The 15,208-nt window shown below is 45.6% G+C and carries 19 protein-coding genes; 4 read left to right on the top strand and 15 right to left on the bottom strand.

Features of this window, described 5'->3' with window-relative positions; genetic code table 11:
- The 15 genes from Q8J68_RS11525 to Q8J68_RS11455 form a co-directional block, all read right to left on the bottom strand.
- The coding region (locus tag Q8J68_RS11525) for a collagen binding domain-containing protein (RefSeq protein WP_305311659.1) at positions 1 to 1,404 on the bottom strand (1,404 nt) is incomplete at its 3' end.
- A 156-nt stretch (positions 1,405 to 1,560) separates the two neighbouring features.
- Positions 1,561 to 1,920: a DUF2149 domain-containing protein gene (locus Q8J68_RS11520; RefSeq protein ID WP_015052910.1), complete on the bottom strand. Its 360-nt coding sequence runs from the start codon at positions 1,918 to 1,920 to the stop codon at positions 1,561 to 1,563.
- Positions 1,917 to 2,540 carry a MotA/TolQ/ExbB proton channel family protein gene (locus Q8J68_RS11515; protein WP_305311658.1) on the bottom strand — a complete coding sequence of 208 codons (624 nt, stop codon included), beginning with the start codon at positions 2,538 to 2,540 and terminating at the stop codon, positions 1,917 to 1,919. The genes Q8J68_RS11520 and Q8J68_RS11515 overlap by 4 nt, the downstream gene beginning before the upstream one ends.
- A gap of 2 nt (positions 2,541 to 2,542) precedes the next feature.
- Positions 2,543 to 3,217, bottom strand: a complete 675-nt coding sequence (locus Q8J68_RS11510) for a DUF2162 domain-containing protein (RefSeq protein ID WP_305311657.1) — start codon at positions 3,215 to 3,217, stop codon at positions 2,543 to 2,545.
- Positions 3,218 to 3,613: 396 nt separating this feature from the next.
- Complete coding sequence (locus Q8J68_RS11505) at positions 3,614 to 3,763, bottom strand: 30S ribosomal protein S27ae (protein WP_305311656.1); 150 nt, start codon at positions 3,761 to 3,763, stop codon at positions 3,614 to 3,616.
- Positions 3,764 to 3,780: 17 nt separating this feature from the next.
- The gene (locus Q8J68_RS11500; RefSeq protein ID WP_305311655.1) at positions 3,781 to 4,080 is read right to left on the bottom strand and encodes a 30S ribosomal protein S24e; all 300 of its coding nucleotides are present in this window, start codon (positions 4,078 to 4,080) and stop codon (positions 3,781 to 3,783) included.
- Positions 4,055 to 4,651, bottom strand: a complete 597-nt coding sequence (locus tag Q8J68_RS11495; RefSeq protein WP_305311654.1) for a GTP-dependent dephospho-CoA kinase family protein — start codon at positions 4,649 to 4,651, stop codon at positions 4,055 to 4,057. The genes Q8J68_RS11500 and Q8J68_RS11495 overlap by 26 nt, the downstream gene beginning before the upstream one ends.
- Positions 4,652 to 4,837 (bottom strand): transcription elongation factor subunit Spt4, encoded by a 186-nt coding sequence (gene spt4, locus Q8J68_RS11490; RefSeq protein WP_015052904.1) that lies wholly within the window; start codon positions 4,835 to 4,837, stop codon positions 4,652 to 4,654.
- A 15-nt stretch (positions 4,838 to 4,852) separates the two neighbouring features.
- Positions 4,853 to 5,419, bottom strand: coding sequence for a DNA-directed RNA polymerase (locus tag Q8J68_RS11485; RefSeq protein WP_305311653.1), 567 nt, complete (start codon positions 5,417 to 5,419; stop codon positions 4,853 to 4,855).
- Positions 5,420 to 5,487: 68 nt separating this feature from the next.
- Positions 5,488 to 5,865, bottom strand: coding sequence for a DNA-binding protein (locus tag Q8J68_RS11480; RefSeq protein ID WP_305311652.1), 378 nt, complete (start codon positions 5,863 to 5,865; stop codon positions 5,488 to 5,490).
- Positions 5,862 to 7,088 (bottom strand): translation initiation factor IF-2 subunit gamma, encoded by a 1,227-nt coding sequence (locus tag Q8J68_RS11475; RefSeq protein ID WP_305311651.1) that lies wholly within the window; start codon positions 7,086 to 7,088, stop codon positions 5,862 to 5,864. Before Q8J68_RS11475 ends, Q8J68_RS11480 begins: the two co-directional genes overlap by 4 nt.
- 288 nt (positions 7,089 to 7,376) lie before the next feature.
- Positions 7,377 to 8,132 (bottom strand): RAD55 family ATPase, encoded by a 756-nt coding sequence (locus tag Q8J68_RS11470; RefSeq protein ID WP_305311650.1) that lies wholly within the window; start codon positions 8,130 to 8,132, stop codon positions 7,377 to 7,379.
- Between the two features lie 161 nt (positions 8,133 to 8,293).
- Entirely contained in the window at positions 8,294 to 9,451 is a 1,158-nt protein-coding gene (locus Q8J68_RS11465; protein ID WP_305311649.1) for a formate--phosphoribosylaminoimidazolecarboxamide ligase family protein, read from the bottom strand.
- Between the two features lie 104 nt (positions 9,452 to 9,555).
- Positions 9,556 to 10,161 carry a stage II sporulation protein M gene (locus Q8J68_RS11460; RefSeq protein WP_305311648.1) on the bottom strand — a complete coding sequence of 202 codons (606 nt, stop codon included), beginning with the start codon at positions 10,159 to 10,161 and terminating at the stop codon, positions 9,556 to 9,558.
- A gap of 6 nt (positions 10,162 to 10,167) precedes the next feature.
- Positions 10,168 to 11,016, bottom strand: coding sequence for a DUF63 family protein (locus Q8J68_RS11455; protein ID WP_305311647.1), 849 nt, complete (start codon positions 11,014 to 11,016; stop codon positions 10,168 to 10,170).
- 187 nt (positions 11,017 to 11,203) lie between these two features.
- Between Q8J68_RS11455 and Q8J68_RS11450 the strand changes: the two genes are divergently transcribed.
- From Q8J68_RS11450 to cfbE, 4 genes are all read left to right on the top strand, one after another.
- Positions 11,204 to 12,250, top strand: a complete 1,047-nt coding sequence (locus Q8J68_RS11450) for an NAD(P)-dependent glycerol-1-phosphate dehydrogenase (RefSeq protein ID WP_305311661.1) — start codon at positions 11,204 to 11,206, stop codon at positions 12,248 to 12,250.
- A 21-nt stretch (positions 12,251 to 12,271) separates the two neighbouring features.
- Positions 12,272 to 12,718 (top strand): UPF0179 family protein, encoded by a 447-nt coding sequence (locus Q8J68_RS11445; RefSeq protein WP_305311646.1) that lies wholly within the window; start codon positions 12,272 to 12,274, stop codon positions 12,716 to 12,718.
- Between the two features lie 83 nt (positions 12,719 to 12,801).
- Positions 12,802 to 13,425: a DUF2150 family protein gene (locus tag Q8J68_RS11440; RefSeq protein ID WP_305311645.1), complete on the top strand. Its 624-nt coding sequence runs from the start codon at positions 12,802 to 12,804 to the stop codon at positions 13,423 to 13,425.
- 175 nt (positions 13,426 to 13,600) lie between these two features.
- Positions 13,601 to 14,962, top strand: coding sequence for a coenzyme F430 synthase (gene cfbE / locus Q8J68_RS11435; protein WP_305311644.1), 1,362 nt, complete (start codon positions 13,601 to 13,603; stop codon positions 14,960 to 14,962).
- The last annotated feature ends 246 nt before the right edge of the window (positions 14,963 to 15,208 follow it).

Here is a 15,208-nt window from a genome sequence, read left to right as displayed (position 1 = left end):
GACAAATTGACCTTCTTCATTGGTAAGAAGAAGCTGGGTTCCTGGTTTGATGCCTCCATTCTTATCAACTGTAGTTCCGGAGATCGTAGTCCTGTCCAGCATGTTCAGTATTGCATCATGGTCAATGCTGTCGTTCTTTCTCATCTCCATGACAATATTCTCTACCGGCTGTCCATCCTCAACTGTGATCTCCTGTACATTTGTGAGCCACATGCCGCTCATTGCCGTACTCCATATTATTCCTGAGAGCGTGTACTCTCCGTTAGGGATCTCTGTGAGAACGAACTCCCCGTTCTCATCGCTTGTTGCACTGAGAATAAATTCATATTCATACGTCGATACAATAGGTTTATCAGGCTCTGGAGCTGCAGTTTCTTCTATCTTCTTAGTGAGCACAAGCTGCACTCCCGGCCTGTTGTTCTCGTTCTTATCTACTGTTTTCCCAGATATGGTGGTTCTGTCCAGCATGCTCAGTATTGCATCATGGTCTATGCTGTCGTTCTTTCTCATCTCCATGACGATATTCTCTACAGGCTGCCCATTCTCAACTGTTATTTCCTGCACATTTGTGAGCCACATGCCACTCATTGCAGTGCTCCAGATCATCCCGGATAGTGTGTACTCTCCGTTCATTATGTTTTCCAGGACGAACTCTCCGTTGGCATCGCTGGTGGCGTTGAGGACGAATTCTCCATCCTTATCAGTAAGAATAAGCTTAGTTTCAGGCTTGATAGCCTTATTCTTGTCAACCGTGTTTCCGGATATCGTGGTCCTGTGCAGCATGTTCAATATTGCATTATGATCTATGCTGTCGTTCTTTCTCATCTCCATGACGATATTCTCTACAGGCTGCCCATTCTCGACTGTTATTTCCTGGACGTTTGTGAGCCACATGCTGCTCATTGCAGTGCTCCAGATTATCCCGGATAGTGTGTACTCTCCGTTCATTATGTTTTCCAGGACGAACTGTCCGTTGACATCGCTAGTGGCGTTGAGGATGAATTTCCCATCCTTGTCAGTAAGAATAAGATTCGTTTCAGGCTTGATAGCCTTGTTCTTGTCAACCGTGGTTCCGGATATCGTGGTCCTGTGCAGCATGCTCAGTATTGCATCATGGTCTATGCTGTCGTTCTTTCTCATCTCCATGACGATATCCTCAACAGGCTGTCCGTTCTCGATCGTGATCTCCTGGACGTTTGTGAGCCACATGCCGCTCATTGCAGTGCTCCATATTATTCCTGAGAGTGTATAATTTCCATTAGGAATGTCTGTGAGAATAAATTCCCCGTTCTCATCACTGGTTGCATTGGCAACAAACTTCAGTTCATCTGCCGATACAGGTGTTGCCAGCGATGCCAGCAACAATACGCTTAATAGTAATACCGCTATACTTTTTACTTGCATGTTATCACCCGATAGCGTGCCGGGCATTTCGGTCACTTTGCTTGCAGGCGGTACCGAAATGCTTTCACGCGTTTTCTATTCTTATTATTCACAAATCTTTTTTATAAATTATAATTGTGTTAAAACAACCTAACTTGTCCCAATAAGCAAAAAAAATTATGTTGAAGTTACGTTTCCCTCCTCCGGCACATACACCACTCTTCCGTCAGCCAGTTTGTAAGCTGTACCAAGAGCTTCTCCGGTTCCTCCTCCGATCTGGTCTGTCATGTTCATTATCTCAATGGGCTTACCCTGCTCCTTCATGATGATCTGCATGTCTTTCTGTCCGGGGTTCTTCACGATGGTTATGTCCTCGTCGGTTAACAATTCCGGAATGTTGTAGGACATTACCAGTGCTACCAGGAGTGCCACTGAGAATACCATTGCAATATCGAAGAGATTGGCAACCCCTGTAAGGGGGTTCTGTTCATCCTCGTTGGTGATGAGCCCTGTTCGTCTGTATCTTCGCCTTCTCATTCCTGCATCTCCAGAGTATCCAGGATATAATCGATGTCAGCCATATCCTGCCAGTACCATCTCTTCCTCACCTGAGTGAGCACATAGGCAATGGTGCCTGCGAAAAGTCCCACAACCGTTGTTGCAAATGCTATCATTAGGTTGTTTGCAAGTTGTTCGATATTGCCTTGGGAAAGCCCTATAAGTGCGGGTCCCAGCGGTATCAGTGTTCCCATCAGGCCGAGCATCGGAGCAATCGTCGCGACGATCCTTGTCTGCTCAAGCCTCTTTGCCATCATTATCTCATATTCTTGGGAAAGCCATTCTATAGAAGCAACAGTGCTCTTTTCAAGATGTTCCGCAGCAGCTTTCGCAAAACCCGTGACCATGAAGTTCTGTTTGATGTTACGCAGGGAAACTGCAGCTTTCCCAAAAGCAGCCTTATCCATATGTTCTTTTATATCTTGGCAACAGTCCTGCAGGTTCTTCACATCACGATGACGCCTTGCATATTCCGAAAGGAACTCTCCGATGAGGATAAGGGAGTGGACTACCATTCCCAGCAGGATTATTATTACAGGGTACAGCAGTGAAGCTGAGAAAGTGTACAAAATACCGAACAATGAAGACGTTGTATCCATTTTTATTGACCTCTCATATGATTAAAAGCAAATCCGCCAAGTATGAATAATGATATCACTACCAGCGGAACGATATCCAGGCCTCCGCCCTCGATAGTTGAAATATTCAACTGTTTTGCCTTGATATAGGCGGGAACTATCATGGCTCCCATCAGGTAGAATATCCCAAGGAACATCATTGCGGTCCCAAGGTCTTCAGGGGATTTTTTCATGCTCCTGAAAACCCATGTGGATGATACCACTGACAGGAAGAAAACGATGCCTACTATGACACCGACCTTCCATCCGCTTATCTCAAGGCTTGACGCCAGGAGCATGCAGGACACGAAAAGTGCTGTCAGGCACACAGGACATGGCACGGAGATAACGAGGAAGGTCTTTTTTGAGACATCATGTCCGCAGATCCACTTTTTCTGGGTGTATATCCCAACAGCGATAAGAATGAGCGCGATAAGGACGTGCAGGGTCATGCCAAGACCTGCTATTCCTTCCAGATACGACTCATCCACCAATCCTACAAGACTTCCAAGAATAACAGATATAACAAAGTAACCTGTAGCCAGGATGAGCACATCTCGTTTCCGTATACTCGAAAACCCACACCCTACTCCTGTCTTTAGCCCAAAGATGAATATGGCGATAAGAATGCCTACGACTGCAGCATAAATAGTATCCATTTTGATTCACCAACTTTTTATAGTGACAATAACCCAATCTTGACATTTGATTTCTACCTATAGCTGAAGGTGCCAATGTGTATATTTTAGTTAACACATGTTAATTGCTATAACTGATTCAAATGTTTGCATTTTAGGTAATACATACCCTATATTTTAATCTTACTAATCGGTAATGCTGAACTATAATATCTTTACAGGAAGAGTAAGTATGCTTGCAAGCATAAGAATTATGTTTATCGAAAGCAGATGCATTATGTGACAGTTGGTATTTGCTGTATAAATATTCGGGCAAGTAAGCATGACAAGACTAAAAGCATGCATTGAAAAGCCAAAACAAAAAAGTAGAAATAAAATCACAACTTGTGGTTGTGATTAAAAAAATATTAAATGTGGTTATTTCTTGAACTCGGTGTATGCGCACTTTCCGCAGGAGCGTCTGTCCTTGTGCTCAGCCAGGAATACACCTTCTCCGCAGCGGGGGCATATCTGGTTTGCCCTCTCGATGGAATCACCATTGATTTTGTAGTAATCTTTTGCAGCCATTATTTCACCTTTGGAAATTATTCTTCTTTTGCTTCCGGCTCAGGAACTGTGTTCCTTTCCAGTATATATTTGTTCTCGATCTGTTTCATGCGCTCTTCAGTTTCATATACCTTCACATATGCTTCAAGTGCCTGCCTGCCAAACTCGTTTCCCATCTTGTGGACTACTACAAGTTCAAGAGGTACGTTCAGCATAGCTGCTATTTTTCCTCTGACAATGCTTCTTGCAGGGGTTGGTCCTTCATAGGTAACGCTGAAGTTCATCTCGCGCCTGTTGAGAAGCGCATTGGTGTTATCCTTCGTGATCTTTATATCCATCTAATTTCCTCCAAATGGTTTCTGTATCTTCATTATGGCCCTGTGCTTCAATGATCTTTGTTAACAGGTCCCTTATCTCTTCTTTTTTTGATTCTGTGATTTGTACAAGTACAACTCCCTGGTCAGGTTGTCCGTACAACACTGCTGAACCTTCGGGAGCCATCAGCATGGCGGGTACAGCTGCAAGGTCTTCTTCGCCGCGCACAAATATCCTCACACGGCAGTTCGACGCAATTGCATCTCCTACAGCGTCTATCAAATCCCCGGTTATCACCCCGGCCGGATTGTCAACGGATATTTCTCTGAAGCCTTTGTGCTTTGTGCCCACCACGACCCGGTCAGAAGCCGGTCCGCGTTTTGTCCGGTCATCCACTATAAGGATGTCCGGTATGATATCTGAACTGAGCAAGTGGAATGTAGTAACATCACCCACGGATATAAGTTTTGTGGGACTATCCAGGTCCTTGGATAGTTTTCTGATGGTGTCATCACCAGTGCCTGTGTACAATGTGCCAAAAAGTTTGCGGAAAAGTGGCCTGACGGATTCAGGCAAACTTATCTGCGCACCCAATCAGCGCACCTTCAATGCATACTTGTCTGCTACCTTGACATCTATCTTCTTTGCGATCTCTGAACGTTCCGGGTCTATGATAACGACCATGCCGCTCCAGTCGGAGCTGAGATTACTGGAACCGCATATCGGGCATGTCTGACTTGATAATATACGATGGCATTCTCGGCAAACCTGTTCACCCATCTCCATCCCTCCAAATTATTGTGCCTTCTCTGAGCTGGGCTTCTTGTCTTCTTCCAGCCATTCCATTTTACCGAGAGAATGCTGTCTCATAGTAAGACCTATCTTGCTTTCCCTGGGCTCCCTTTCGTTGATGCTGACTGCGACGACACGTGCCCTGACCTTGTCACCTTCTCCAAGAGACCTTCCACCGCTCTTGCTGACAAGCCTGCCATTTTTGCCGTCATAGGACATGAAGTCATCAGTTATCTGGCTCACATGTAAAAGTCCGTCCATTGCACCAATGCTAATGAATGCACCGAAGTCAACAGTTTCAACAACTTCTCCTTCGATCACTTCCTGGATCACAGGAACGAACACGATCGCATCAAACGTAGCATCGTAATAGACGGCTCCATCGCCAACAAGAATGTGTCCTTCTCCGATGGCATCGATCTCAGTGATAGCTACAATGGCACCTAGTGCTTTATCAATTCTGCCTTCAAGCTTATCTCTTAAGGCATTCTTCACATTTGCCTTTACATCTCCGCCCAAAAGGTTAGGAGCCACACGAATAGTGTCCGCGAGTCTCATCTTTTTGTACATGTGATTAACTCCAAAAATCCTGTATGATTGTCATATCTCTGTCTTATTCTTAGCTGATCCTATTGGATCTATATGTCATCCTTGATATTGCCAAGCCTGTTCTTCTGACGCAGGCATATAATGGGTATATGTTCACTTTCCAGCCTTTTCTTTAATCCGATATCATTTGTCAGCACTGCTGCGCCAAGTTCCCTGGCAAGTCCGATTATGATATCATCGGCATGCCCGCAAGCCTCTATGACCTCACATCTTTGTGAAAGCGAGAGCGCGATCTTTGCAGCAGTCCTGTCTTTTCCGCGGAGTTTTTTCCCAAGGCTTTCAAGTTCTTTTATCACAGCAAGCGGTACGATGAACCTGTTGTATCCCAGTCTTTTTAACTCTTCGAATATATCGACATTGAACTGGACAGGTATCATCAGGCCGTTGGTGTCGATAATGACTTTCAACCCTTGATTACTCCTACACCGATAAGACGCCACCGGGAGCCAACACGCCTGCTGATAGCCACCGTTGCTCCGATCTCGGCGCAAACAGGCCTTTTCAGCTTTACCTCTGCGATATCCTTCCTTGCACTTGTCACAGTTCCTACTGTGGTTGCAGTCCCTACATTGAGCATCAGGGGTTCGCTTGTCTTGATCGGTCCTATCTTTTCCTCATCAGTGACTCCCACTACCCTGTCCAGCAGGTGCAGGTCAAGTGTGAATGAATCATGTGTTGGCGGCAAGGTCCCGGGTATGCCTGCAACCTGGCCTGTAAGGGAGTCACTCTTGGTCAGCGTAGGGTCAAGACTGGTCCCGACTGCAAGAAGACCTCCGGGGGTCGCCTCTTTAACAGTTTCCTTTCCAGCCACTATTCTTGTTATTTTAGTTCTGACCGGCTTCCACCTGGTGGTTCCCTCACTTTCTATCTTGATGCCAGGACATATTTCCAGCTCATCTCCCGGGTGAAGGATGCCTTCTGTAAGGGTGCCGCCTATGACTCCTCCACTGATGCCGCTGATGGCAGTTCCTGGTTTATTGATATCGAAAGACCTTGCAATAAGCATGTGAGCAGGTTTGTCATGCTTGTGAACAGGTGTCGGTATCATCTCTTCCATTGCCTGGATAAGGGCATCAATATTGGTGTTCTGCTGTGCCGATATTGGGACAACAGGTGCGTTCTCAGCTACTGTACCCTTTACGAACTCCTTGATCTGATGATAATGCTCTATCATTTTCTCCCTGGATACCAGGTCGATCTTGTTCTGCACGATTACCAGATTCTTGATTCCGATTATGTTCAGTGCCATGAGGTGTTCCTTTGTCTGGGGCTGCGGGCAGGGCTCGTTAGCTGCTATGACAAGTATGGCCCCATCCATTATAGCAGCTCCTGAAAGCATTGTTGCCATCAAAGTTTCGTGCCCGGGGGCATCGACAAAAGAAACGGTCCTGAGTTCTTCGGACGCCTCGCCGCATCCTTCGCACTTGTCTGAGACAGTATAGCACTGGGGATCAGGGCAGTTAGGGCATTTCCGGAATGTGGTATCTGCATATCCCAGACGGATGGATATGCCGCGTTTCATCTCTTCACTGTGCGTGTCTGTCCATACACCGGACAGCGCGCTTACAAGCGTGGTTTTTCCATGGTCGACATGACCCACCATGCCGATATTAACACAAGGCTGACTCAATTTTTAAATTCCCTCCCGGTTGGGTATAAGGTTTGAAAGCATAAAATTACGAACGATTTGATTGATTATAATTTAAGTTTGTGGTATCATTTCATTTATGGTATTTAAATGATTTCTACCATCTTTAAAATGCATATATTCCTATCCAAGGTCCTGGGGTCTTTCTCCCTATTATTTTTATCATGTATATAACTTGCTGTACATGAATAGATTATTGCCTTGTGTTCAGAAGACCCTGTCATGCACATACTGCCTCAGCTCAAGCCCTTAGGCAATCCGTACAAGAAATCACACAGTTATGTCGAGGACGCCACGGAGCACTTCATCTCTCTGGAATATCTTCTCTATCTTTATTCCCATAGGCGTTATCCTGAAGCTCATGGGCTCAAGAGAGATATTTGTACAGCGCATCTTTGGGATATAGAGCTGCCTCAATCCTTTGCCTGTCCTTTCATCCCTATTGACGTATAGATTGATACTTCCAAAGACGATATGCTCGGCAATGCTATCTTTTTCCCCCGATCCGTCCTGGCCTATCAGAAAAAGGCTGGTGCATTTTTTATTAGACAGGATGTCATTGATAGTAAAGAACTTGTCTGCAAATTCCTCTACAGTATGGTATAGGGACAGCATATCCAGGTTGTCAATGACTACTACCTCCACATCATCCGGTATCTCCAGCACGCTTTCCACGCAGTCCTTTTCCAGAAAACCAATGCCACTTCCAAGCCTGGAAGCATTGTGGATCTTATTTGTCCTGATCTCAAAGGATTTCGTTATCAGGAGCTTTCCGTTCTCGATACATTTCCTGAAGTCAAAGCCAATGTTCTCTGCCTGTTCCAGGAAACTTTCCACATTGACATGTGTTAGCATAAGCATGCATCTTTTTCCGTCCCTGCACGACCTGTGAAGGAAATGTGTGGCAAGTATGGTCTTTCCAGCTCCGGGAGGTCCCCTGACAAGAAGTCCATGACCGGCTGGATACCCTCCTTCCAGTATCTGATCAAGTTCTGCGATTCCGGTCGGTATCCTTTTGATATGCATCCGTAATTATAATATATCCACTTATATAAAAAGTGTTCTATACTGGGGGCTGTGCTATTTGGAGCTTGCACAGGTGTTATTATTTTACAGGATGACGTACTAAAGTGAGTCTTATCATGCAGTACTCTGAGGATATAAAAAAGAATTTACCTGAGCCCTGCTCAGGTGATGATCTTGTCAAGCTGGCCAGTCTCAATGGCTCTCCTAATTTCAAAAGCCATGCGTCTGCCAGTGCTCATTGGCTTGCGCCATGTAGTGTTACCGTAGGGGTGTCCAACTGACATGTGTACATTGGTGCCGCCTCCAACCCTTGGAGCTACATCATATATGTAAAAGTTAAGGTCTTTGTCCACGCAGGTCTGCAGGCAGAACGGGCCTATAACTCCAGGATCGTAATACTTCCTGGCGGCCTCTATGTATTTTTCTGCCAAGGCGAACGCTTCCTCAAGTAGTGACTCCCTGAGCGTTGCTGAGTTGTGACCGCATACGGTGTATTCAGGTGTGAGTTGATGTGGTGCAAGGGACATCTGCTGCGGGGCAGGTAGCCTCACATGCCCGTCCAGGCTGGTCTCAAACCTCCAGTCAACTCCCAGAAGCTCTGTCTTGCTCATCTCTGACTCAAGAGGTGAATAGAACATATCCAGGTTGAACACGGGTCCGATTATGTATCTCTCTATCCTTGCATGCTCAAGGGCTTCCTGGGTAATGACTCCCTGCTTCAGAAGCGCCTGCGACTTCTCGAGGTACTGCTCGTATGTACCGGCTGTGAAAAACCCTCTCTCCAGTTTCTTGACAGCATGGGGTAGTTTGACCATCACAAGCTCATCGATATCCTGGGGGTCCTCTATTCTTTCCGGGAATGGCAGTCCTGCCTTCTCAAGGAGCCAGTAGTAATCTCTTTCGATGCCTCTCTCCTCGCTCCTGAGCATGTTCCTGCTGCCCACAAGAGGTACACGGAACTCGTTCTCTACATCATCGATGCCGCAGTAGGATGTGAATGAACGGTTTGGAATGAAAAGGACGTTGTTATCGACCAGTTTCTTCTGGTTCTCTGGACTTATCACCTCATTGAACTTCTTCAGGCACATGGATTCATCCACGATTCCCCTTACCACATTTCCTTCAGCATCCCTTTGGGACCTGAAGTACTCGGTATAGGTCTTGTCGCGTCCCTGCTGGCAGACTGCAAAGGTCCTGAAGCCCTCTTCTATAGCACCGTCAAAGATGTCTAATGCAGAATGTGAGGCAATAGAGCCTATCTTTATGTTGTCAGTATCATAACCTTCGATCATCTCTATGATATCTTTCCTATTAATCATGTTTAGCCTCGGTTTTCTCCGCAAATGTCCTAGTCGTTAATAAATCTGTTCACATTATGAATTGTATATATTGTCAGCCAGTCACCATTAACCTTATGATGTCCTTATGTACCTGCAACCAGGTACATTATAACCGGTGTTATGAATGTCTCGATGAGCGCAGCGACGAATATGAGGGGCACCATCCAGTAGAAGAAGAATTTCATTCCTTTTATGAATTCATTCTTTATATCGGAAGGCTTTCCGGCAAGAGCCAGCAAAACCTCATAACCGATCTTCATTCCGATTGAAGTCGAAAGCAGCAGGAGGGGTATCTCTATTATACCGTGGGGAACAAGCCCGGCAACAATAAAGGCCAGGCCGTTCTCAACAAGCAATAAGCGGACTATCGTACCTATTATGAATCCGTTTAGCACCAGGACCAGCAGGGGCACTATACCCAATACTATACCAAACAATATTGCAATGAACATTGCTATGGTGTTATTGATAAATATCAAAAGCATGATCTCCAGGAGCGAGAGGCCTTCCAGCATTTCTACAAGTTCCTCAAGACCCGATATGGATTGCATGGCATATTCGGGGTAAATTCCGTATGTAATATAACCCACAGCTATCGACAAGGCAAAAACGATCGTGCTGAGCACGATGTATGGCTTGAGGCCAGTAAGGTAGGCCCTCAGGTTCTCTCTTCTTTCCAGACTAAACATAATATATTACACTCCCAACATCATCCGGATAGTGTTCCTGACAGCAGGTGCCAGTCCCAGCATGATTATTACAAGTTTAAGGAACGTTTTCAGGGTCCTTGACTCTTCGTCTTCATTGAACTGCGTGTCAAGTATGTATATTACTGGCAGGAATATTAAAAGTTTTAGCGGATACATCACCAGAGCTGTACCTGTCAGGTCGATGAGGAATGCAGGTACAACATGTTTTTCGTAGTATCCAAGGAAATCGACACCTGCAAAAGTGGATGAAGCGTCCAGGAGATGCACTCCCAGTATGGAGAGGTTGAGTTTATTTTTGAGTATATCAGAGCCTGCCCGGTCGAATACCAAATAGAGTACGTAAAGCAGCGCGCTTGCAGAAACGATAACAAATACCGGTACCCATGGAAGAACAATGTCTTCCAGATGGAGCAGGTAGGCTATGTTAGCAATAAACCATGCACACCCAAAAAGTGCAAATACCATCTCAAAGTCTTTGTTCATTGATCTGCTCACCAGTTTTGCAATGATGAGGAAAATCACCGTGACAAAGAACACCAAAAAATAGATGTTAGGGGTTATGAACAGGTAACTGACAGGCGGTTCAAGCATGCCTGTATCCTCTATTACCCTGAGGGATGAACCTGCAAGTATGAACGGAATCACCGAGGCAGTAAGCCTGTCAGTGATATTGACATTCATCCTCTTTAGTAATTTTACTATGCCGAATATACATATTCCCAATATGATTGCCCATGTAACAGTGTTAACTATATTATAACCACTATCGTGTAATATGGGGTCTATATAATATTCGTTGATTAGCTGGCTGATTTTGTCTATGATTGGAACCATTTGTGATCACAGCAGTAAAGTAATATAGGAATATCCTAATACAACAAATGTTTAATAGTTTATGGGGAACTCCATTGATAATAGATTTTATATAAGGGCGATTCTCTCTAAAGGCAATATATCTTAATATTAATTAAATATACTACTCGAACCAGCAGGTATAGAATTGATCCCCGTGCAAGATGGAATGAAAAAATGGATGCAGCTGCCCAGAGACGTGCTGGTCGGCCACGATGTCATCTATGATATAAAATATGTTTGCAAAGACCTCAAACTGGGAACAGATCCGGTCATTGTCACAGGCTGTAATACCAGGAAGATAGCCGGGGATATAGTCTGCGATCTGCTGAACGACTGCGGGCAGAATGCCTTGGTAGTGGTATCAGCTGAAGCCTCTATGGTCGAAGTCGAAAAAGTTAAAAAAGAGGCTCTTGAACACAACTCTTCATACATGATCGGTGTTGGCAGCGGAAAATCCATCGATGTTGCAAAACTTGCCGCCACACAACTGGATGTTCCTTTTATGAGTGTGCCAACAGCTGCGTCCCATGATGGCATTGTCTCATCAAGGGCCTCTATTCGCTGCAACGGGAAGACAAGTTCGATTGAGGCAAATGCACCCATGGCTGTAATAGCTGACACAGCTATCATCTCAAAGGCTCCATACCGCCTGCTTGCAGCAGGTTGTGGGGATATTATTTCTAATTATACTGCTGTCAGGGACTGGGAGCTTGCCTATCGCCTGACAAATGAGCCCTTCAGTGAGTATGCTGCGGCTCTGTCCCGGATGACTGCAAAGATACTCATTGATTCAGCTGATTCTATTAAACCCGGCCTTGAGAGTTCTGTAAGGATGGTTGTCAAGGCCCTTGTATCAAGTGGTGTTGCCATGAGCATCGCAGGTTCATCAAGACCGGCATCCGGATCTGAACACATGTTCAGTCATGCTCTGGATATGGTATCTCCTCACCATGCGCTGCACGGTGAGCAGTGTGGTGTGGGAACGATCATGATGATGTATCTGCACGGTGGAGACTGGACTAAAATAAAAGAATGCCTCGAAGTAATAGGTGCTCCCACGACGGCCGAAGAGCTGGGTATTGAAGATAGGTATATATTAGAGGCGCTTCTTGTTGCACATACTATCCGCCCGGAAAGATATACGATACTCGGAACGGGCCTGACACCCGCAGCCGCTGAAAAAGTAGCACGCATAACTAAGGTGATCTCATAATTAATCTTTCAAGGTGACCATATGACCGATACTGATACTACTATAACCCTTGTTGGCTCAAGGCTCGCAAAAGAAGGAGCAGATTTCATGTTCTTTGGCGAGTCCCGTGAGTGTCAAAAATGTAAACTTAAAAGAACCTGTATGAATCTGGAGCCCGGGCGTAAGTACCGGATAGTTAAATTAAGGGGCGATACGGTTCATGAATGCTTCGTACACGATGCAGGTGTCCTGGCAGTGGAGGTTGTGACCTCCCCTATATTGGCAGCGATAGATTCCAAGAAGGCTATCGCAGGCGCCAGGATCAGCTATGAGACCCCAAAATGCACCAGTTTCGATGATAGTCTCTATGATCTGATCAACCCTGAAGGTATCAGGAATGGTGACAAGTGCACCGTGGCTAAAGTCCTTGAAAACATAGATGAAGGTCTTTCAGGCTGCTCACTTAAGAAGGTCGAGCTAAAGTTGTGACCCATGAAGATTTACTTATCACAACAATATCGAAGTAGCAGGAAACAAAATTCAGGTGAATAATACAAAATCGAGGTAAGCAAATGTCTGGTAGGGAAGATGAAGCTTTTCATCATGATTTTTATACTGAGGAACGCTGGAAGAACTGGCTGAACCAGGTCAAAGAAAGCAATTTCAAGTTTGTTGAGTCTGCTGAACCGCAGGGAAAAGAGGGCGCTATTTTTGTCAATATGGAAGATGACATCATTCTTGCCTGCCTGAAAATAATTGCAAAACGCGATAAGAACCAGATATCATCAGAATCTGCTCTTCAGATGCTTTTCCGTGTGAGGAATATAGCACTTGCTGAGATAGATCCTATCTCTGAGGATGCGGACCTGATGATCGAATCACTCCAGACATCTCTTATGGGCAGTTTTGCGGCATGTGAATGCTACCTGAACAAGGACTATGATGAGAAGGACGATGTCAATGACCTTGTAAAGGTTGCCCTTGAAGCCGAGGAATCCGATGACATCGAGATATCTCTTGCCACTGTTGCTGAGATTGGCGCTCACATCCTGAGTGGAAAGCAATTGTCTGATAAAACTATGGAAGATATACCCTACGGGCTTGTGGCAGAGTGGCTTGACGGAATAGAATCAATTGCAGCGGCAATGGTGGGCTCCGACAGTTATAAAGATGATGAAGAAGATGATGAAAGTTAGAATCATCATTTTCTCTTGATTATCTGTTTAATCTACTTTCTGTGCCAGTGGTTGATCAAACATTGCATTTCCCATCGGTCTTCTGTTGTGAGATATTCTCTGGTACCTGGTCTCCATGATCAACATGATGAAAGGAATATCCTGCATTTCAAATGCTTTCCCAGCAAAATGCAAATTGGCAGTCCTTGACCTGACGCATGCAGGTATTATCATAGCCCAAAAGCTGGCAGAAATGGGTTTTGATGTTACTGCAGTAGATGTTTATAATACCATAGCTGAAGATGTTCTCTTCTCTCTGCAAGTGGACTTCGGTATCGCTGTTTCCAGATCGCCTGTCCCCGTCGGCCCCTTTGACATTATCGTGAGCCCAGTCCATCTGGAACCTGGCTATCAGATGCTCGCGGAGGCAAGGGAACAGGGCAAGGAGATCATCAGCCATCACAGGGCTGTGGGAATGATCCTTTCCGCAAATAAGACGCTTGAAGGAATAAAAGTGATTGAGATCACTGGCTCCAAAGCAAAGACCAGCACTGCATCCATTCTGGCAGATATGCTCTCAAGGACCATGGTCGTGGCCCTGCACACCACCCGGGGTCTTGAGCTCTGGACCGGTGGTAGGGCCAGGATATTGCATCTCGGTCTCAGCATAGCACCCGGGAGTATACTACATGCTGTTGATACATTGAAATTCATGGATATCCATCCTGACTGCTGTATATTCGAAGTTTCCATCGGAGGCACCGGATATGCTGACATCGGCATGATAACCACACTGGAGCCTGACTACACTATCGCAAAGTCCACTTCCCAGGCAAGCGATGCAAAACTCCGGATGCTTGATTATGGTAAAGAGGGAAGTGTTTTCGTCCTTAATTCCCATGACAGCAGGTCCGTCAGCAAAGCCAGGGAGTTAGGCAGGGACTTTTTCACATTCATGGACTCCGGTTCACAGGACACGCAGGCTGACCTGCGACTGGCTTTTAACGGGAAAAGTGTCACGCTGAATGCAGGAAAAATAAGCATCTGTGCCGATGTTGACTCTTCCTATAATGCCTTTTCATATACTCTGGCCTTTGTGGCCGCTGGCGCCGCTGCGTTGCATATGGGAGTATCCGGAGAGGCAATCGCCGAGGTTATCTCCGGCTTCACCGGACTTCAGGGCAGGATGCAGGAAAAGGACATTAATGGCAGGTTGCTCATTGATAACTCCAACTCCGGAATGGATATCACGTCTGCAGAAAGGGCGCTTGATTATGGCCTCCGGGGGCTTGCCCGTGAAAATGCAGGAAAGGTGCTGATGGTGCTTGGAGAGGAGGCTGCGCAGGTCTGCGAGGGACTTCCCCCGGAAAAGGTGGCGGAGTTTGCAGGAAGGCGCATTTGTGATATCGACCATCTGATACTCGTCGGGGATAGGATGAGGGATATCAGGAATGAGAAGATAAGCCATGCTGTGCACCTGGAGGATGGGCTTGAACAGGCAATGGGGATGTCGGAAGAAGGCGATCTTGTGATATCCTGCGTGAAGTGCTTTAGATAATAATTGGCTTCTTTGCTGAAGTCATCTTCTTTTCAACTCCAAATCAACAGGCTTTTATGGTGAGAATATTATCGATATGGTTACTTATGTGATGCACGGGATTACAGGCATTTAAAGACATGATTTCCTATATTTCTTATGGAAACGGGAACTACTCATTTCAGAAAAATTGCCAGGCAGTAAGTATACTATTTCATACTTATCCCGACAAAGATATTAACCAATTTCACTATTCATACTAATCAA

It is taken from the genome of Methanolobus sp. (genome assembly GCF_030682845.1).
GTDB lineage: Archaea > Halobacteriota > Methanosarcinia > Methanosarcinales > Methanosarcinaceae > Methanolobus.
This window is presented reverse-complemented; position numbering and strand designations above follow the sequence as displayed.